The 20,301-nt window shown below is 37.2% G+C and carries 13 protein-coding genes; 9 read left to right on the top strand and 4 right to left on the bottom strand.

All coding sequences use genetic code 11. The annotated features are described in order from the left end of the window. Nucleotides 1-70: 70 nt before the first annotated feature. Nucleotides 71-1,579: an NAD(P)H-hydrate dehydratase gene (locus BP621_RS06000; protein WP_292388508.1), complete on the bottom strand. Its 1,509-nt coding sequence runs from the start codon at nt 1,577-1,579 to the stop codon at nt 71-73. 481 nt (nt 1,580-2,060) lie between these two features. Between BP621_RS06000 and BP621_RS05995 the strand changes: the two genes are divergently transcribed. Then, a complete protein-coding gene (locus BP621_RS05995) occupies nt 2,061-3,527 on the top strand; it encodes a DHH family phosphoesterase (protein WP_292388507.1) in 1,467 nt (488 codons plus the stop codon). A gap of 199 nt (nt 3,528-3,726) precedes the next feature. On the opposite strand, the gene BP621_RS05990 is transcribed toward BP621_RS05995, so the two are convergent. Continuing rightward, nucleotides 3,727-6,252, bottom strand: coding sequence for an oligosaccharyl transferase, archaeosortase A system-associated (locus BP621_RS05990; protein WP_292388506.1), 2,526 nt, complete (start codon nt 6,250-6,252; stop codon nt 3,727-3,729). A gap of 627 nt (nt 6,253-6,879) precedes the next feature. On the opposite strand from BP621_RS05990, the gene BP621_RS05985 reads away from it, so the two are divergent. The 8 genes from BP621_RS05985 (at nt 6,880) to BP621_RS05950 (ending at nt 17,302) form a co-directional block, all read left to right on the top strand. Next, a complete protein-coding gene (locus BP621_RS05985) occupies nt 6,880-7,977 on the top strand; it encodes a glycosyltransferase (protein WP_292388505.1) in 1,098 nt (365 codons plus the stop codon). A gap of 78 nt (nt 7,978-8,055) precedes the next feature. After that, nucleotides 8,056-8,823 (top strand): ABC transporter permease, encoded by a 768-nt coding sequence (locus tag BP621_RS05980; RefSeq protein WP_292388504.1) that lies wholly within the window; start codon nt 8,056-8,058, stop codon nt 8,821-8,823. Nucleotides 8,824-8,847: 24 nt separating this feature from the next. Further along, a complete protein-coding gene (locus tag BP621_RS05975) occupies nt 8,848-10,080 on the top strand; it encodes an ABC transporter ATP-binding protein (RefSeq protein ID WP_292388503.1) in 1,233 nt (410 codons plus the stop codon). A gap of 110 nt (nt 10,081-10,190) precedes the next feature. Further along, nucleotides 10,191-13,502 (top strand): methyltransferase domain-containing protein, encoded by a 3,312-nt coding sequence (locus tag BP621_RS05970; RefSeq protein WP_292388501.1) that lies wholly within the window; start codon nt 10,191-10,193, stop codon nt 13,500-13,502. A gap of 93 nt (nt 13,503-13,595) precedes the next feature. Then, entirely contained in the window at nt 13,596-14,765 is a 1,170-nt protein-coding gene (locus tag BP621_RS05965) for a glycosyltransferase family 4 protein (RefSeq protein ID WP_292388500.1), read from the top strand. Between the two features lie 2 nt (nt 14,766-14,767). After that, nucleotides 14,768-15,823: a glycosyltransferase gene (locus tag BP621_RS05960; protein ID WP_292388499.1), complete on the top strand. Its 1,056-nt coding sequence runs from the start codon at nt 14,768-14,770 to the stop codon at nt 15,821-15,823. Beyond that, the gene (locus BP621_RS05955) at nt 15,820-17,001 is read left to right on the top strand and encodes a glycosyltransferase family 4 protein (RefSeq protein ID WP_292388498.1); all 1,182 of its coding nucleotides are present in this window, start codon (nt 15,820-15,822) and stop codon (nt 16,999-17,001) included. Before BP621_RS05960 ends, BP621_RS05955 begins: the two co-directional genes overlap by 4 nt. Continuing rightward, nucleotides 16,976-17,302 carry a hypothetical protein gene (locus BP621_RS05950; protein ID WP_292388496.1) on the top strand — a complete coding sequence of 109 codons (327 nt, stop codon included), beginning with the start codon at nt 16,976-16,978 and terminating at the stop codon, nt 17,300-17,302. The genes BP621_RS05955 and BP621_RS05950 overlap by 26 nt, the downstream gene beginning before the upstream one ends. A 164-nt stretch (nt 17,303-17,466) precedes the next feature. On the opposite strand, the gene BP621_RS05945 is transcribed toward BP621_RS05950, so the two are convergent. Both BP621_RS05945 and BP621_RS05940 read right to left on the bottom strand, forming a co-directional pair. Beyond that, nucleotides 17,467-18,546: an acyltransferase family protein gene (locus tag BP621_RS05945; protein ID WP_292388495.1), complete on the bottom strand. Its 1,080-nt coding sequence runs from the start codon at nt 18,544-18,546 to the stop codon at nt 17,467-17,469. A gap of 572 nt (nt 18,547-19,118) precedes the next feature. Next, the gene (locus BP621_RS05940) at nt 19,119-19,526 is read right to left on the bottom strand and encodes a DUF1699 family protein (protein ID WP_292388494.1); all 408 of its coding nucleotides are present in this window, start codon (nt 19,524-19,526) and stop codon (nt 19,119-19,121) included. Nucleotides 19,527-20,301 lie beyond the last annotated feature (775 nt).

Raw genomic sequence — 20,301 nt, 5'->3', positions numbered from 1 at the left:
TTTTAGCAAATTTACAGTTTTACATTTAGACTTTTACAGTATTTTACATTTAGACTTTACTTTATCTCCTTTACCCGATCTCGGCCTCTTTAATGATTTCAGGAATTTTTTCCAGAACATCCGTTGCAAGCAGCCCATTTCCTGCCTTCTCAAAAGCTAAATCCCCGGCTGCCCCGTTAATATGCGCAGCACAGGCTGCCGCGAGGAATGCAGGATTTCGGGAAAAAAGAGATCCTGTAAGCCCTGCAAGGACGTCTCCTGTACCCCCTACGGTCATGCCTGGGTTTCCTGTCCTGTTCAGTAGAGTCTGTTTTCCATCCGAGATAATATCGATTTTTCCTTTGAGAAGTGTTACAACCCCTTTTTCCTCCGAAAACTCCCTGACAGCTTTAATACGGGATTCCTGGCTCTCAGGGGTCTCCAGATTTCTCAGGCGGGCAAATTCTCCGGCATGCGGGGTTACTATCAGTTCACAGTTGCCTGCAAGGCTTTCAAAAATAGCGCCTGAGAGAGCTGAGAGGGCATCGGCATCAAGAACCGCTTTCCTGCAAAAAGGCAGGATTTTTCGGACAGCTTCCAGGGTTTCTGCCGCTCTCCCAAGCCCCATTCCCATCACGACCACGTCATGGGAATTTATGAGGTCCAGAAGGATTGAAAGATCTTCCGGGCAGAGAACATTTGAAGAGAGTTTTCGGACGATCAGATTCGGAGAATATGATGCCACAATTTCGGCTACAGGTGCAGGCACTGCTACGGTTGCAAGATCTGCTCCAGCCTTAAGGGCTGCAAAGGCTGCAAGGGCTGGAGCTCCTGAGTACGGGCCGCCTCCTATAACAAGGATTCTTCCAGAATCCCCCTTGTGTTCCCTTGACTTCCGCCTGTGTAGCATCATCAGGTCTCCGGGACCAACATACTGTTCGGCGTCAGCACAAATTCCGATATCTGCAACCTTTATCACGCCAGTGTATTCTTTTGCTTTCTCGCCCAAAAGCCCGATCTTCATATGGTGAAAAGTGACTGTAAGCCCTGCATGTACAGCTTTTTCAAAATCTCCGCCATCAGGGTCAAGTCCTGAAGGGATGTCAACCGAGATTACATTTTTTCCGGCTTTCCCTTCCCGGTTTATAAAGTCGATAACCGTTGACTCAGGCTCTCTGAGCTTTCCTCTTATTCCGGTTCCGAATATTGCGTCTACGAGCAGATCAGCTTCCTGGAACCATTCCAAAGCCGCAGCTTCAATCTGGCTCGAATCCGTTATTTCGAACACGTCCACACGGCTGAACTTCAGGAGGGAAAAGTTATGGAAAGCTTCTTTCGTTCCTATATCCCTGGCTTTTCCAAGTAGCATTACCTTTACAGTGTATCCTGAAGAGCCTGCAAGATGCCTGGCTGCAACAAAAGCATCTCCTCCATTATTTCCTCTACCTGCGAGAAAAAGTACTCTGCCGCTCTCAAGCTTTTCCCGTATGTGCTGTGCAATAACTGCCCCTGCATTTTCCATTAACTGGACAGATAGAAGCCCAAGGCATTCGCAATTTCGGTCTATCGCCTTCATCCTCAAAGAATTGATGCACTTCATAACTATTCCCTGCCGGCCTATTTTATCTGGTCTCTTGTTACCCGTTTAATCTTTCAAATTTTTTCTGCAAGCCTTAATTCTCTGGCTCATATGAATTCTCCGGTTCATATGGATTTTCTGTCTTATAGACTGTCGTAGAAATTATTATATATATCAAGAGCAATTGAGGTAATTTATTTCTTATATTTTTACACCGAGGAAAACCTATTTGATGTTATTAAGTATATATGTTAAATTCCGATATAACATAATATACCGGAATTTCTGAGTTTTCCATAAAAAGCATATTAATTTCTTAAGAGTATGATATATAAAACGCAGTTTCGTAAGAGTGACTAATAAGCAAGAAAAACAGTCCAAAAAACTACAGTTAGCCTTACAGTTAACTAACTGCAGTAAAATGTGAATAGGCAGGATTCTGATCAAATGTTTGCTTTCCTTTGCACGTGTCTGGACTTATATAAAAAAGGGAGGACTATTTTTGCTTAACTTTCCAAAAGATGCGGATAGCAATCTTAAAAGTACAGTCAAAGCCAGATACCTTGTTCTGGGCAGTGGAAGTGTCGGTTTTGCGCTTGCAAAAGAGCTCAGGGAAAGTAATAAGCTCGTAATTATTGTAGATAAAGACGAAGCTAAGGTTGAGACTCTCAGGGAGGAAGGCTTTGAAGCGATTGTAGGAGATATCTCCGATCCTGAGCTTGTCGATAAAATTGACCTTAAAAATGTTGTTGTTATACTTTTCCTGACTTCCAATAACGAGGCTAACAGAAAGGGCATTGAGAATTTCAAAAAGGCAATTAACCCTGATGTTCAGCTCTTTTCCCGGGCCTCAGATATTATAAATAAGGAAAAAATGGAGGACCTTGGGGCAGATTATGTCTTTATGCCTTCGAAGCTTGTCGCAAGTTCCCTTTCCCGTTCCCTTGAGAGAGCCGAGTCTGTTCATAGGGGTAACAGGCTTGCGCGGTGGCTGAAAGGAATAAGAGATAAAAAACTAGCTATTGTAATTCACGATAACCCTGACCCGGATGCCATTTCTAGCGGGCTGGCCCTGAAAGAGATTGCAAAAAGTATAGGGGTTGAGGCAAACATCCTCTACCATGGCAGAATCGGACATCAGGAAAATAAAGCCTTTGTAAACCTGCTCGGGATTGACCTCGGCAAGATGGAAGAGAACGGCCTCAAAGGCTTCGATGAAATCGCCCTGATAGACTGCTCTGTTCCCGGCGTTAACAACATGGTTCCCCCCAATTCTTTTGTGGGTATTGTAATTGACCATCACCCACCAGGAGAAACCGAGATAAAGGCTGAGTACATAGATATCCGGCCTAATTTCGGGGCAACGGCTACTATAATGACAAAGTACCTGCAGCAACTCAATATCAATATCTCCAAGACGCTGGCAACAGCCCTGCTCTATGGAATCCGGACTGACACCCAGGATTTCAAGCGGAAGACCGACCCTGCAGATCTTTCAGCTGCTTCGTACCTTTACCCACTTTCGAACCATGGGATTCTTGACCAGCTTGAACAGCCTTCAATGGCCATTGAAACCCTTGAAGTACTCGGCGAAGCCATCAGGAACCGGCAGGTGCTGGGAAGTTACCTTCTCTCAAATGTCGGGAATATAAGGGATAGGGATACGCTCCCTCAGGCTGCAGATTACCTTTTAAGCCTTGAAGGGATCTCTACAACCGTGGTTTTTGGGGTCACTGAAGACCGCATCTATATCTCCGGGCGAAGCAATGATATCAGAATTAACCTCGGCGAAGTTATGCGCCAGGCTTTTGGAGAAGATGCAGGTGGACACGCAAACGCAGCAGGAGCCCAGATTCCCCTTGGAGTTTTCAGCGCTACAAAAGACCGGCAGACATTACTCAGGCTGGTTAATGAGGCCGTAGTGAAAAGGTTCCTGAGCGCCGTAGGAGTCGAAAGCACGGGAGAATGAAATTTTCAAGATTTTTGTTTTAGATTTTAGGCGCCAGCCCCACAACTAAAGTATTCTTCTCAAAAATTGAGTAAAGCCGTTTCAAGAAATAATAAAAGGGGAAGAGGAAAAAGAGAACGGAAAGAGTTCTTTTCCTCTCTTCATTTTTAAAAAGATTCTAATTTCTTTTTTCATTTTAAAGATCCGGTTCAGAAAGTCCTCATTTTGAGTCTGGGATTTTCACCTCTACCCTGTTCCCTTCAAGGACATCCTTTTCCGTTACCTGGACTTCTGAGACTGTGGTATTTCCTCCTGCATTCAGGGAGTAAGCCGACAGAGCTTTGACTCCACCTGCCGTATTTTCGGTCGAGTAAGGTACGGTTATTTCAAATGAACCGTTTTTATCTGACACTGCTTCATTCTGATATGTGAATTTTCGGCCCGTATTCGAGCTGAGCTCAAGAGTCGCAGTAATGTTTTGTCCTGGGTCTGCAGTACCTGAAAGCCTGGCCCCGGGGACAAATTCGAATATCTTTACGTCACTACTACTTGTGTCATTATTTCCCTCAGGGGCAGTACCCTCATGAACAAGCCTCAGGTTTCCAAGATTTGATCCGTCAAGTTTTTGAAGCCTGTATAATTCGGTTTTCGTATATTTCTCTTTAGCAGTTGCAACAGTCTGAAGCCCGCCATTTCCGTTGACGGTTTGAACATTTAGATACTTGCTTATATCCCCGCCTGCAAGCTTAACAATAGACCCAAACTTGCCTCCTGCCATCAGATCATCGGTTATTACGTACTTTACTTTGAGCTTTTCCATAATCGCCTTTGCTTCTGCCTCGGAATCCGTTGTAAAGAAATGTGCAGAATCATCTATGCCGGTCTGGAAATTGTTTGAGACTGCAGGTCTTTTAGCTTGGTAAACGACCCAGTTTCCGTAGTCCCACCAGCTCAAAACTCCATATTCTGGAGTTCCAGAAGGCTGAAGGTAATAAGAAGTCTCAGGACTCGAGGCTCCAAGCCAGGTGAGTGAGTCCTTCCATACAGGATCAATCAAGCCATCATCTTTTGCAAAAGCAAATCCTGCCCATATGCAGGGTATAAATACAAACCCTATAAGTACCAGGGATGAGACGATTTTGAAGTAGTCGGGTTGAGAATTCTTTTTTGAGCCTGAAGGATTATTTGTTTTTAGCTTTAATTTTGTTTTTGATTTTGTTTCTTTTTCTGCCTTTTTTGACCTTGTTTCTTTTTCTGCATTAGATGTAAAAGTTGTATTATTTCCGGGAATCGGGACAGATTTCACCAGCTTTCTTACTTCAGTCTCAAAGTTAAAAGACTCGAGTAAAACCCAGAGGAAGTATGCGGTAAGGATTGAGACGTTTACTGCGAACAGATATGAGAAACGCCTCTGAGATAGCATTAAATATGCGAAAAAGACTGACCATAAGAGGAAAAACACTCCTTCAGGCTTTGATTTGTCTCCCTTCCACTCAAGGACGAGCAGGAAAAATCCTCCCAGAGCAGCAGGGAAGCAAAGCCCAAGACTTCCCAGTATTGCCGAAAACGTAAGTTTTCCGTCTGCGGTTAAAAACATTGGCAGAGCTTCGGTAATCGTGCTTGTGTATTCACCTTTTCCGAGGAAGAACCTCATTCCTTCAACTACAAAAGCATAGGTTTCGGCAGAAAAAGTCCTCAGAAACAGAAGCCCTGCCACAGAGACCAGTATTAAGATGGCTGGATAGTACTTCCAGTCCAGATCTTTTTTCGAGATATATAAGGAAAACCCCCAGATAACTAAAGTTCCAGCTAGCATGCTGAACACATAGAATACCTGGAACCAGGAAAGGTACATTGCGCTCATTTCCAGACCCAGACGCACGGAACCTGCTGATAGGGGGATGGTAAAGAGAAGCGTTGCAAGCAGGGTTGTAATCGAACAAATAAAGAGATAGTCTGAGTTTTTCCCCGCTTTAAGGTCGATTATTGTCTGTATGAATGCGTAAAATACGATAAAGCTTATAAAAACTAGGGCCCCTATCCATGTGTAAATCAGAAGTGCAAAGAATAGTCCGGATACTCCTGCGAGAGCTAGCGATTTAATTAGTTTCTTTTCGGAAGAGATAGTTTTAAGAGAGGTCAGGGAAAGGGAGCTCTCTCTTGCCCATTTTAAAGCAAGTATAAAACATGCATAAGCTGAAGTTGAGAGGAGAGTCTCTGCTACGTGATGATCAACTGCTCCAAACCGGGATATGTAGACATGTGCTGGAATCACTGCAAAAATCAAGGCTCCAAGAAGTGCGTTTTTCCGGTCAAATACCGAGGCAGCTGCTATATACAGTGGAATTATTGTCAAAACTCCCAGAAGCACTGGCAGCAGGGCTCCTGCAAATTCGGTAGTATACAGGTTTGGATTGCCTCCTCCCAGAACTTTTGCAAGCAGCGCGCCCAGGAAGTCAAAAAAAGGAGGCCACCCGACTTGAAAACCTCCGGGATAATTAATGTAAGAATCAAAATTAAGGGAATGAGGAAAATTGGAAGCTGTATATAAAATGCGCCGCATATGGTAGAAACTATCATATCCAAAGAAAGTTATGCTTCCGTTTGCAGTAACCGTGGAATATGAGATCATGCGCATGAGAAAAGCAACTAACACAACTGCGGTCAAAGAAATAATACCGAATTTTAATCTATGAGCGGGCCGTTTTGCCACCGGACATCCCATGCCTTTGTTCGTTGTAACCATCTCTTTTAGTTTTTAACTGTCTACTTTCGTTGCACTTAAAAGTAACTAATCTTTGATAGTAGTTGAATTAATATAATAACTTTAAGGTTTTACGATCCAGGTGATAACGTGAATAACCTTAACCTGTATAACCAGAGGTTGTAACTATAGACTGAGTATTGGATTCGTCCTTTTCAGACCAGTGTATTAATGAGAGTAAATAACACTAAAGTGACGTTTAAAATGATGTTTAGACGAAAATTAACTCTTTTTAACAAATAGGATGAACCGTCTAATCTCGTAATCTAATGAACCACTTCATCTGGGAAGTATTATATATATCTAATGAACCATCTCATCTGGAAAGTATCATATGTCTTTACTGTTGAAATACAATTTTCAATATATTTATAACCGTTGAGCTTAATGAATTATAGAAATCTTGCAGGAAATAGGACACTATTAATTGGAAGTCAGGTGCCACTGATAAAATTTTGTATTACTAATTAAATGATAGATCAGGAATTACAGAATATAAAAATCTGATACTGTGTTCTTCCCACTCACGGGGAACTCAAAGTTTACATTTACAATTTTATTATCCTTTTATCTGCATTTGTTTAAACCCCTGAAAAAAGTGAGAAATCGATGAAAATAGCCATATTTCATGATTATTTTGGAGCTATTGGCGGCGGAGAGAAACTTGTCCTCATGCTCGCAAAATATTTCAATGCCGATGTTATCACTACTGACTTGAATATGGAGTCCGTAAAAAAGATGGGGTATCCCGACATACGAATAATCAGTCTGGGAAAAACCCCAAAAGTACCTCCTCTGAAGCAAATCTCTGCATCTTTTCACTTTGCGGCCTGTGATTTTTCAAAGGAATACGATTTTTTCATTTTTTCAGGCAACTGGGCACATTTCGCGGCAAAGAAACATAAGCCCAACCTGTATTACTGCCATACTCCTACACGAGCTTTCTATGATCTTTATGAAACCTTTATCAGTAGGCAACCCCTCTGGATTTCGATTTTCTTCCGGATCTGGGTAGGGCTCCACAGGCCAATTTCCGAATACTACCTTTCCCACATCTGTAAAATCGTAACTAACTCTAAAAATACCTCAACAAGAATCAAAAAGTATTTCCACAGGGATGCTGAAGTTATCTACCCCCCTGTAGACACTTCGAAATTTACCTGTAAAGAGTACGGAGACTTCTGGCTTTCAGTAAACCGGCTCTACCCTGAAAAAAGAGTGGAAATTCAAATTGAGGCGTTCAAGAAGATGCCTGAAGAAAAGCTTGTCATTGTTGGGGGGTATTCCAAAGGAGATCATGCAAAAAGTTACGCAAAAAATATTCTTGACAATTTACCTGAAAACGTAAAGGTTCTTGGTGAGGTTTCTGAGACGGAATTAATTGACCTTTATTCCCGCTGTAGAGGTTTTGTCTGCACTGCTATGGATGAGGATTTCGGGATGACACCTGTAGAAGCTATGGCAAGTGGAAAACCTGTAGTAGCTGTAAACGAAGGTGGATTTAAGGAAACGGTAATCGACGGGAAAACCGGCATGTTTGTGAAAGCAGATGTTCAAAGTATAATCAGGGCAGTGAAGATTATCTCGAAAAATCCGTCAAGCTATGGAAATGAATGTTTTAAAAGAGCAGCTATGTTTGATATCTCTATTTTTGAAAATAGCATGAAAAAAAATATTGTCTGCGAAAATTGTTTTTGTGATAGATGACTCCGGTAATCAGATTATTTCTCGAAAAAAATATAATATTCTTTCATCCCGACGAAGTAATAATCAGGAGATATTAATTTGAATATAGGTTTAATTCTTGAATTAGCAAAAAGAGATATTACTGAAAAATACTCTGGATCTACTTTAGGAGCTTTGTGGAACTTTATTTATCCGCTTGTAGATATTTTCATATTTACTGTCATATTTGCTAATCTTATGGGATCGCGTTTACCGGGCTCTTCTTCGGTATACGCTTATGGATTTTATCTTACTTCTGGTGTAGTCGCATGGAACGCTTTTTCAAACACGGTCTTAAGAACGGCTACTGTTTTCTTAGATAAAAAACATATAATCACCAAAGTAAAGGTTGATCTTTCTTCATTCCCTCTTTATATTGCTATTTCAGAGAGTATCACTTTTGTCGTGACAATGGGAGTATTCCTGTTTTTACTTTTAATTAGTGGATATGGCGTGAAACCTCTGGTCTTATTTGTTCCATTAATATATCTGGTACAGCAGCTCTTTGCCTATTCCCTTGGATTTCTTATAGCAATATTTGTTGTTTTTGTAAGGGACTTAAGAGAAATCATAAGAATCGCACTTCAGTTCTGGTTCTGGTTTACACCGATTGTATATGTTTATGATATACTTCCAGAATATGTCAAAAAGATTATGATCTATAATCCGGCTTTTACATTCATTCATGCATACCATAGTGTCTTTATATATGATCAGAGTCCAGATTTAAAAGCTATCCTATTTCTGTGCCTGTTGAGTTTTGCAATTCTGCTGTGTGCAGGTATTACTTTCAAAAAGCTTGAAAGGGATGTTCGGGACTTTATTTAAGAAATTAAAAGTTGTGAATAAAAAATGATGCGAGTAACAGGTATTTCAAAAAGGTTCAAGTCATATCAATCCCCGGCTGACAGGCTCAAGGAAATCTGTTTCCGAAAGAAATACCATCGTGATATCGTTGCACTGGAAGATATTTCTTTTGAGGTACAGGAAGGTGAAACCCTTGGGATTGTCGGACAAAATGGTGCAGGTAAATCAACAATATTGAAGATTCTTTCCGGAATTTTGCTTCCAGATGCCGGCTCAATAGAGATCGATGGGAAGATCACAGGCCTGCTGGAACTCGGGACGGGTTTTAACCCTGAGCTTACAGGTATTGAGAATATTTATATGAATGGAACTTTCCTAGGAATGACAAGAGCAGAAATTGATGAGAAAAAAACTGATATAATGGATTTTGCCGAACTTGGAGAATTCATTTATGAGCCAATTAGAACTTATTCATCAGGTATGTTGATGAGACTGGCCTTTTCAGTTGCAATACACGCAGAACCTAAATGCTTCCTTGTCGATGAGGCTCTGTCGGTAGGGGATGCTTATTTCCAGCAAAAATGCATGAGAAAAATCCTTGAATTTAAAAACACAGGCGGATCCATTATTTTTGTATCACACGATATGAACGCCGTGAAAACTTTATGTGACTCGGCAATATTGCTGGATAAAGGTCGTGTTCTTGACTATGGTGATCCGAAAACTATTATTGATTTTTACTACGGAATGATTTTAAAGAAATCGCATATGGGAAATGCGGAAGTTGAGGTTGTAAAAGTTAGTGATAGAAAAGGAGGAGAAACATCAAGCACTTCAACAGGTGAGGTTAAAATCCTTTCTTTTAATATATTGAATGAACGAGATGAAAGGATATCTTATATTGAGAGCGAGCAGACAGTAAAATTTGTTTATGAAATTAAAAGTCTTAAAGATTTATCTGAACCTCATTATGGACTGCATGTAAGAGACAATCTAGGAGTATCGGTATTCGAGACAAATACTTACTGCATGGGAATAAAGACTCCACCACTGAAGAAAGAACAGGTTGCTAAAATCACTTATAAAATGAAAATTCCTTTATCTGCCGGAAATTATTCCTTATCTGTAGGAGTAGCAAACAAAGGATATGACAGAGGATCTTTTGAAGAATATTTATTAATGGCTCACGATGTAGATATTTTAAAAATTATCTCTCGAGATGATTCGATCATTTATTCGGGTGTTTTCAACATGAATCCTAAGGTGTCAGTTCAATAAAAGATCGGTCCTCATTTCGACAAATAAGTATTATACTTTAGAATATCAGGTTATAATCTAAAATTTCAATAAAACTTAAAATATAGTTAGTTGATTTTGGAGACCGAAATATGCTGGATGAATTAATCTCTATCTACAATAATACTGATTATGATTTCAGAGATTACGTATTTCCTAGTGATGAACTATCATATCTCTTTAACGAATGGGTTGATTATTATCGTATGAAGTATGCAATTGCCAAAATGATTCAACCCAAATCAATTTTAGAAATCGGCGTCGGATATGGATACAGTGCAATAACTTTTTTAAAAGCATCTAAAAACGCAACATATCTGGGAATAAATGATTCTGGCAATATTGATAGAGCTGAAAAAGAAGTAAATTGGGCTAAGAAACTCACGAAAGACTATAATTCAGACTTTTTATTAGCGAATAACCGGTCAATAACTGCTTTGCCAGGAGATTTTTATGATCTGATTCATGTAGATGCCAAGTACGATGGAGACGAAACATTTCACAATCTCGAGCTGGCATTGGAAAAAGGAAGCTGGATTCTGGTAGACAGCCATTTTTGGTCCAATGAAAACTTATTCAGTGTAACTTATTTCCTAAATAAATACAAAGATTTCATTGATTTTTCATTTACAATCCCTGCATGTGCAGGCGAATTATTAATTAAAATAAAAGATTCAGCTAAACATATTTTCACAAAATATGCTGATAAAAATTATTCAAATTTAAAATCTACTTATAATTCAAATTATTTTTTAGGTGACTGTGGAGGATATAATTCTTTCAAAAAATACCAGGGCAAGAAACTTGAAGATCCCAGATTAATTGCGGCATGTTGCCTTGTTAATCCAAGAAAAGATATGGAAATACTGGATATCGGTTGTGGGAGGGGTGAACTTTCCTATGTATTATCTCAGTCTGGAGCTAAAGTAACCGGAATCGATTATTCTTCTTCTGCAATTCAGATTGCCAAAGCCACATATCTGGACAATAATAAAATAAATAACCTGCAGTTTATTGAAGAGGACTTTCTAAATTATAAATTTAATAATAAGTTTGATCGAATCATTGCTACGGATTTTGTTGAGCATATTGAGGAAAATAAACTTGAATTAATGATTCAAAAAATTACAAGCATTCTTAAAGAAGATGGATTATTTATTGTTCATACTTTTCCTAATAAATTATATTATCAATATGCCTATGAGGAAAAAAGGAAAGTAGCAAAATCTATAGATGTCTATATTCCACAAAACCCCAGGACATTTTATGAGGACTTAATGCATATTAATGAGCAAACCCCTCAAAGTCTCTCTTTAATGTTGAAAAAATCTTTCCCTTATGTAGTCACATGGGTTAACAATTATCCAGATTTCCTTGGCTCTTTGATTCGTCCTTTTAGCCCAGAAGAATGCAATAATGCCAGAACTATTTTTTCTGTAGCCTCCTTAAAAAGTATAGATAAAGATACAATTTTTAAAGAGTTAAATCCTAAAAAACTAGACACCAATGGAATAGACATAGAAATTTTATCGGAAAAGGAAACTCTTACTATTTCTACAAATGAAAAATTCCAGTTATGTGTAACAATCAAAAACAAAGGAAAAGAACGCCTTGTATCACTATTTCCTTATCCCGTAAATATTTCATATCACTGGCTGAAGACTGACGGCACTTATGAAGTTTTTGACGGATTCAGGACTGAAATATTGCCTGCTTTAAATCCTCAAGAACAACGTGATTTTCAAGTAGATATCATTGCTCCTGAAGAAAACGGAGAATATCAGTTGCAAATTGACCTTGTGCAGGAAGGCTGTTTCTGGTTTCAGGAAATTACTAATAAGCCTTTACTCAACATTAATGCAAAAGTAGAGCAAAACCCGGATGAATGCAGGTTAGAGGAATCAAAAGTGGATACATTCGAGATAAAAGACGATGAAATCAATGTTGAAGAGATTATGGAAAAAATTCGTGAGAATATAAAGGAAAGAAAAGAAAATGAGGATCCTAAGAGTACTGAAGAAATAGAACAGGTATTTTCAGAGATCTCCTCAAAAACAAGAAGTCCTCACGAATCCGGAATAATCAGTTCGGATTGCGATATTTGTAACAATAACTATTCAATCAGTTCTCATCGTCCATTTTTGGGGACCTTTTTGATAAAAGGTAGAAAATTAGTTCATGGGGAGGTCAGACGTTATGTCGATCCCGTATTCCAGAAGCAAAGTGAACTTAATTATAACCTTGCCGGCGTTCTCGGTAATGCAAAGGAAGTAGCAGACTCCTGTTCTGATAAAGTGGAGCAATTAAAATCGGGAATTAAAGAACTCGAGGACGAAAACAGATTATTAAAATCCAAAGTTGAGCAATTAAGTAGTGAAACTGAAAAGTTAAAAGTTGAATCTGAACAGCTGAAATCTGAAGTTGTCAGCAGTATAAAGAAAGAAGTAGAATCCGTAGTTTCTGCTATTAATCTGGACCTTGAGAACAAAGCCTGGCTTAATAAAGTACTTGAATCCAGAATACAAAAAGGACTCGAAAACCAAGGAACAGATTCCTCTGGAAAGGCTAACCACCAGATTAATGCCTCCGGAAAAACTAATGCTCAGATTAATTCTTCAGGAAAGGCTAATGCCCAGAATAATTCATTCGGAAAGGTTAATGCCCAGAATAATTCCTCTGGAAACGCTAATACCCAGATTAGTTCCTCTGGGAACGCTGACTCCCCGATTAATTATTATATATTTGAAGAAAGATTCCGCGGTTCGAGAGAAAATATCCTGCAACATCAGACAAACTTTATAGGCTATTTTGAAAATTGTACCAATGTGCTTGATATTGGATGTGGACGGGGAGAATTTCTGGAATTAGCAAAACAGAAAGGCATCAATGCTCGAGGAATTGATGTCGATGAAGATATGATAAACTTCTGTAAGTCTAGGGGTTTGAATGCCGAACTAAAAGATGCTATAAAAGCTCTTGAGGAGATCAAAGACAAAAGCCTCGATGGAATTTTCATAAGTCAGGTAGTTGAACACCTCAATCCCAGGTATCTCGTTAATATGTTGAACCTTTGCAACAAAAAAATGAAATACGGTTTTTACATAATTGTCGAGACAGTTAATCCTCTCTCATTGTTCTCCTTAGCGAACTTTTACATAGACCTATCTCACGTAAAACCTGTGCATCCGGAGACTCTAAAGTTTTTAGTCAATACTGCAGGTTTTCGGGATATCGAAACGAAATTTTTGTCCCCTGTAACTCCTGAAATGAAATTGAAAAAGCTTCCAAGTCTCGAGGATGCAGAAGGGGATAAATCAATGATTGAAATCTCCAATCAAAATATAGACATGATAAATAATGCCTTATATGGAGCCCAGGATTATGCAGTAATTGGGAAAAAATAAAGAGGTTAGTAACAAGAAAAATCGTGAATAAGTAAAGATTTTGATTGCTTTTTACTTTCTTTAAGTTTGTGAGATAACTTTGGAGCAGTGTTAATGAAGATTGCATTTGTTGTTCCCTGGTATGGAGAGATTCCAGGCGGTGCAGAGAGTGAATGTAAAAACACGGCTGAGAATCTTTCCAGAAATGGGATTGAAGTTGAAATCCTTACTACCTGCGTGAAAGAGTTCAATTCGGACTGGAACTCCAATTATTACGAAGAAGGAGTATCTCAATTAAAAAACGTCACAATTCGAAGATTTAAAGTCCGACAAAGGAATATCAAATTATTCGATCGCGTTAATTCGAAATTGATGCATAACCAGAAAATCTCGGCAAAGGAAGAACAGATATACATCGAAGAGATGATTAACAGCGACGATCTTTGCCATTATATTGATATTCATGGTTCGGACTACAACTATTTTTTGTTCATACCTTACATGTTCGGAACTACATATTACGGGTCTCAAATCCATCCCAAAAAATCATTTTTGATACCCTGTCTTCACGATGAGAGCTATGCATATATGGACATTTATAAAAATATGTTCCAGAACGTGGCAGGGCTAATATACCATGCTGAACCCGAAGCAAAACTGGCAAACGAGATATTCGATATTAAGGGCAAGCAAATAATTCTTGGAGAAGGAATAGATACCAATATTTCCTTTGAAGCAAAGAGATTTCGGGAGAAATATGGAATACACAGCGATTTCATTCTTTATGCTGGAAGGCGGGAGCCAGGTAAAAACACTCCTCTTCTAATTGACTTTTTTTGTAAGTATAAACTGAGGAATCAGAATGAGCTTAAGCTCGTCTTGATAGGAAGTGGAGAAGTCAGTATTCCGGAAAAGTTTAAAAAAGAGATTCTTGACCTGGGTTTTGTTCAAAAGCAGGATAAATATGATGCTTTTGCTGCTGCAAGTCTTCTTTGTCAGCCCTCAATTAACGAAAGCTTTTCAATAGTGATTATGGAATCGTGGTTATGCCTCACACCAGTTCTGGTTCATTCAGGATGCGCTGTAACAAAGAATCACTGTATTAAAGGTAGGTCTGGATTGTATTTTAAGAATTTTGAAGAATTTGAAGGATGCATTAACTTTTACTTAAATAATCCTCTATTAAGAAGAAAAATGGCTATAAATGGGAAAAAATATGTAGATGAGAACTTTAACTGGGACCGGATTGTTGAAAAATATGTACGGTTTCTTGAAGAGGCTTAAATATGGAAATTCATCAAATATTGCCGACCTTTAGCCCTGGTGATGCAATAGGCAATGAGGTTATTGAGATTAACAAAACCCTTAGAAAATGGGGTTATGAATCAGAGATATACGCTGAAAATATCCACCCTGAAATGAATGCTAAAAAACATCTTGAATATGACAAAGTCTCTTCAAAAGATAACGTTTTAATATTTCATTTCTCAATAGGCTCCGATGTCTCTCATTATGTAAGAAAGTTGCCAGATAAAAAAATAATAAGGTTTCATGGAATTACGCCTGAAAAATACCTTTATGGAATCAACGATTACATCCAGTATTTACTGGTACAGGGAAGAGAGGAGCTCAATTTATATCCAGAGATAACAAACCTGGCATTGGCAAATTCTCGATATACACAGCTAGAGCTGAATAACCTGGGATTTAAAAATACTGAAATTTTTCCACTTTTACTGGACCTTAATATTTACAATAAAAGTCCGAATGAAAATACCTTGTCGAAATTTGATGACGATTACGTGAATCTTCTTTTTGTTGGAAGGATTATTCCTCAAAAGAACCAACATCTTATTTTGAAAATATTCTCATATTATAAGCTTATAAATCCAAAATCACGTTTGTTTTTGATAGGGAATTTTGAAGGTTGCGAAAATTATCTAGATCAACTGCAGGAGATTATTCAGAAGCTAAAGCTAAAAGATGTTTATATTCCTGGAAAAGTCTCAATGGAGGATCTAATTTCTTACTATAAACTGGCTGATGTTTTCTTGTGTATGAGCGAATGGGAAACCTTTTGTGTCCCGCTTGTTGAGAGTATGTACTTTGACACACCTGTTCTCGCCTATAATTGTACTGCAATCCCGGATACTCTTGGAAACTCGGGAATTCTGATTAACAAACTTAAAAGCGATGAGATTGCAGAAATGATTAATCTTGTAGTAAAGAATGAAGTTTTCAGAAAAAAAATAATCCAGAAACAAAGAGAAAGACTAAAAAATTTTGAAAGACCGACCATGGAAAATTCATTAAAAGAATATATTCAACAGGTGATCGAATGAAAATCGCCTTCGTTGTCCAGCGTTACGGCCTGGAAGTTAACGGAGGGGCCGAATTTCATTGCAGGCTCTTAGCTGAACACTTATCAAAATACTTTAAGATAGAAGTGTTAACCACCTGTGCGGTAGACTACATAACATGGAAGAATGAATACCCTGCAGGGATTGAAACCTTAAACGGAGTGAAAGTCAGGAGATTTCGCGTTGATTACGAAAGAGATTTACTGGAATTTAATAAATTCTCTGAGAACATTTTTGGTAATAGTCCCACCTACGAAGACGAAATTAAATGGATGAAACTGCAAGGCCCGTACTCAACACATCTTTTAAATTATATAAAAAATGCTGAAGATGATTATACTTGCTTTATCTTTTTTACTTATCTTTACTGTACTACCTTCTTTGGCCTTCCGCAGGTAAAAGAAAAAGCTCTGATTGTTCCTACGGCACATGACGAACCGCCTATCTATTTGTCAATATTCGACTCACTCTTCAAATCCCCCAGGCGGCTTATTTTTAATACCGAAGAGGAGAAAAATTTTGTCACCTCAAAATTCAGAGTTTCGAATATACCTTCTGATGTTGTGGGTGTAGGTATAGATATTCCGGATAGAACTAATGCAGTTTTTTTTGCCCGGAAGTATAACCTGGATAATTTCATAATCTTTGTTGGAAGAGTAGATGAGTCTAAAGGTTGTCAGGAGCTATTTAAGTATTTTCTTCGATATAAAAAAGAAGAGAAATCTTCTGTTAAACTCGTATTACTGGGAAAACAGACTATGAAAATCCCCCAAAGCCCAGATATCCTTTCCTTAGGTTTCGTCCCCGAACAGGACAAGTTTGATGGGATTAAAGCGGCAAAACTATTAGTAATGCCCTCAAAGTACGAAAGTTTGTCCATGGTCCTGCTAGAATCCTGGCTCTGTAAAACTCCTGTACTTGTAAATGGGAAGTGTGACGTGTTAAAAGGTCAGTGTATAAGAGGCAATGCCGGCCTGTACTATGAAAACTATGAAGAGTTTAAGGCATGTCTAGATCTTCTCCTGGCAAGGGACGAAATGAGGAGTACTATGGGTAAAAATGGTATGGATTTTGTTTTGAAAAATTACTCGTGGGAAAATATAGAAAACAAGTATATTTCAATATTGCAGAAAATTGAGAATCCACCCTTACCTGATTGAAATTTTAAAAGATTTAGTGCCAGGCTTCTATAAACCTTATCAAAAAGATATTACTATCCTCAATGGTCTCAATTATAACTGTAGAAATTCTCTAAAAATAGATAGAAATAGATTAGATTCAATATTGAGATCCAGCTCACGTATTGAATCACAGGTGTTCGAGATTCCTCCAACAACAGGATTTTTACAGAGCCACAACTATGGGATCGATAGTGAAAGCAGGCACTCAGATAAGTATAGTGAAGCAAAATTACCTGTCTCAGAAGAAGCCCCTGGCTTAGAAAAAAGGCCTCAGAAATAAATGCTTTTCATAGGAAAGCACTGTTTTTAGCTATACTTTAGGGATGACTGTAAATTATTACTGCATTAGTGAAAGGGATTACAAACCTTCTCTCAAATAGAGAATTGGAGAGGAGGATAAACTCTAGAAGAACCTGAAATTTTGGAAAGGTTCAACAATCAGGCTCATAAAGAATATATTTTATTTAAAACATGTAACCTTTTAAGAGCAGTTATTGTTACTATAGAAGAAACTAGCATAACAAGACTATAGAGAATTGGACAATTAAATATAATTTCATTTATATTAAAAGGGTTACATATAATATCGAAGATTACTACTGGCACAAAACCATGATACAATAAAATAACAATAGAATATTTTCCAAGGTAAACAAGTGTTTTTGTTAGGAATGTTTCTTTTTTGCTGATATTTTTTGCGAATCTTATGGTTAAATAAGTTCCTAATAAACCTGCAATACTAAAAAAAAGCAAGTTAGAATACAATCTTGTATTCATATCCACACTCCCATTAGCTGAAATTATAACAAGAAACAGTAAAATGAAGCTGAAATCATAGAAATTATTTTTAGATTTATCAGGTAACCAATTTACCTTGCAGTTATGTAGCCAATTTACCTTATAATTATGTAACCGATTCACTTTGGAATATTTAAATAAATATCCTGGGAACATAAAAATCATTGAAACACAGGCAATATCAAAACTCCAGGGAAGAAAAACCGATTTACTGATTTTAAAACCAAACAATATAACTAAAAAAGAAAGAAGACTGCTGAAAATTAATCCATAGTGTTCATGAGAATAAGCAATTATGTATAGGATTAAAGAAGCACAGAATAAACCTAATAAAAACCAAGATGGAACACTCAATAAATTTGTAAATTGGGTTGGTGGATTTAAGGGTGCTCCGTTTCCATAAAAAACTCCGATTAAAGGTTTTAATGCAGAGTTGCTACTAAAAGAATTTAGTTTAAAGAAAGAGAGCAAAGTGAATGTACACAGAATAATAATATTTGTTACAAAATATGGCACTACAAGTCTCTTAAATTTTTGAGAGATAAAATAACTTGGCTGCCGTTTGTATTTTTCATAATGATATAAATAACCACTAATAAAAAAAAATAATGGCATATTAAATGCATGAATTATTGCTAAAAAAGATTGATCAAAATTACTATGTCCAAGTATAACTAATAGAATACCTATTCCTTTTGTAACGTCAATCCATTTTTCATATGCCATGACGTGAAATTCTGTATGTTTTTATATATAACTTACGAATTTTATGTAAAAATCAAACATAATAGCCTTTCTAGCGAAATCTGAACTTCAAACTTAGAGTCCATTCCAATAAGCGCAATTGAGAAATGTTAATGAGAAATTTTGAGAAATGATCCTTTTACTATAAGAACAAGTTTAGCTCCATTCGGTCCTGAAACTAATTATATTAACCAAAAACAGAGCAAAAGCTGTTGTACCCAGCAGAAGATTACGCTTTTTCCATTCAATTTGATTTAGGTTATACTATCAAGGTCTACAAAAAATTCGAAAGCACTGTTAGAGAAAATAAAGGAGCATAATAAATAGAAAGATAATAAAATTTTATAAGTATTAAAAGTTATAGAATAATAAAATAGAAAATGTTGGAAAAGTAAGAAATTGAATAAGATGAGAGTTATAGAGGACTCAAATATTAAAAAGAGCGGATTGCGAAGAATTACTGAGCCTATAAAAAAGGATAAAACATAACAGTAGGAAACAAAACATAAAAAGAAAGAAAAATGAGGAGAAGTTAAAGCTGCTGCTTCAGCCTCTCAGGCCGTAACATCTTTTCTAAGGATATAAGCAACCATCTCAGGATTAAGTTTGCTTTCCCTTGAGATCTTTTCCTCAATAGCCTCAGTGGATTTACCTTCAGTTTTCAGCTCTCTTATTTCTTCAATTATTGAGGAAGGAATACGGTAATACTCGTTTATGTCTTTCCTGTGGCCCCAGACATCGCCTTCGATGAGCTGGATACGCTGCATTTCAAGGAACATTTCTATAGATTTAGAAACGGTACGCCTGTAAGATTTCGGAAGCTGTATGACCTCAATCTTCGGACAGTTCTCAACCAGTGAAAAAATATCCTTGTTTGAAGGCCTAAAGGCCAGATGCACTATTCTCTCATTTGGATTCAGTGTAAAGATTTCTTCTCTAGAACTCACAACCCTTATTTTCAAAGTTTAACCTCCAGATTTATCTATTTTTTCACTTGATAGTAAAAAATTCTTCATTAAATATTTTTCTATAATTGCCTGAATCATTTAAAAAGAATTTTTATTTGCGTTTTTTTAGATGTTTTTGCAAGAATCCAATCTAAATAATAAAAATCAATATGTAGAAAAGTGTTTTTTGCAAAACTTAAAGAAATATTTAAGAGATTTTGCAGTCGCGTAAAGAACAAAATTCATAGAAAAAATAGAATTTTGTTTGAGATAATTTCATTTTCGTCGGGTCAGGGCAATTTTAGGAGTGAGGACATTAGAAGAAAAGACGATAAATTTTTAAGTACTATGAAAAATTAATAGAGTATTAGATTTATTGAAAGAATGTTTTATTCCTTATATTCAGAAGAATTTCTAAAAGAATTAAACTTTCAGCATAATTACGGGCTTCTTTACTCATTTACTAGATACAAAAATAAGTAACATTATTAAAAAGAAACGCTCCCAATGTAGTAAAAAAGAAGAATACGTATCCTCTTCAAATTGTATGGGTAAAAAGTGAGTTTCACATATTTGGTAAAAAGTTGAAAATGTAATTAAGTCATAAAAACGTATTCACAAGACACATTCAACTTTATAACCGTACGACAAAATTGTTTCATATTTTTCAGGTTGGAAAATTTTCCTTTGAATTTGAAGAGGATACAAGAATACACCTGAAATATGAAAGTATTCGGCAGAAGAGAAATCACTCCGAAGAGAACTTAATTATAGACTCATAAGCCTTACT

This window comes from Methanosarcina sp. UBA5 (assembly GCF_002505485.1).
GTDB lineage: Archaea > Halobacteriota > Methanosarcinia > Methanosarcinales > Methanosarcinaceae > Methanosarcina.
The sequence above is the reverse complement of the archived record's forward strand: the minus strand, read 5'-3'. Positions and strand labels throughout refer to the sequence as shown.

Excerpts from the sequence above, each read along its gene's own strand:
- BP621_RS05975 (WP_292388503.1), top strand. The coding sequence starts at position 8,848 with ATGATGCGAGTAACAGGTATTTCAAAAAGGTTCAAGTCATATCAATCC.
- BP621_RS05985 (WP_292388505.1), top strand. The coding sequence starts at position 6,880 with ATGAAAATAGCCATATTTCATGATTATTTTGGAGCTATTGGCGGCGGA.
- BP621_RS05960 (WP_292388499.1), top strand. The coding sequence starts at position 14,768 with ATGGAAATTCATCAAATATTGCCGACCTTTAGCCCTGGTGATGCAATA.
- BP621_RS05945 (WP_292388495.1), bottom strand. The coding sequence starts at position 18,546 with ATGGCATATGAAAAATGGATTGACGTTACAAAAGGAATAGGTATTCTA.
- BP621_RS06000 (WP_292388508.1), bottom strand. The coding sequence starts at position 1,579 with ATGAAGTGCATCAATTCTTTGAGGATGAAGGCGATAGACCGAAATTGC.
- BP621_RS05970 (WP_292388501.1), top strand. The coding sequence starts at position 10,191 with ATGCTGGATGAATTAATCTCTATCTACAATAATACTGATTATGATTTC.
- BP621_RS05955 (WP_292388498.1), top strand. The coding sequence starts at position 15,820 with ATGAAAATCGCCTTCGTTGTCCAGCGTTACGGCCTGGAAGTTAACGGA.
- BP621_RS05965 (WP_292388500.1), top strand. The coding sequence starts at position 13,596 with ATGAAGATTGCATTTGTTGTTCCCTGGTATGGAGAGATTCCAGGCGGT.
- BP621_RS05990 (WP_292388506.1), bottom strand. The coding sequence starts at position 6,252 with ATGGTTACAACGAACAAAGGCATGGGATGTCCGGTGGCAAAACGGCCC.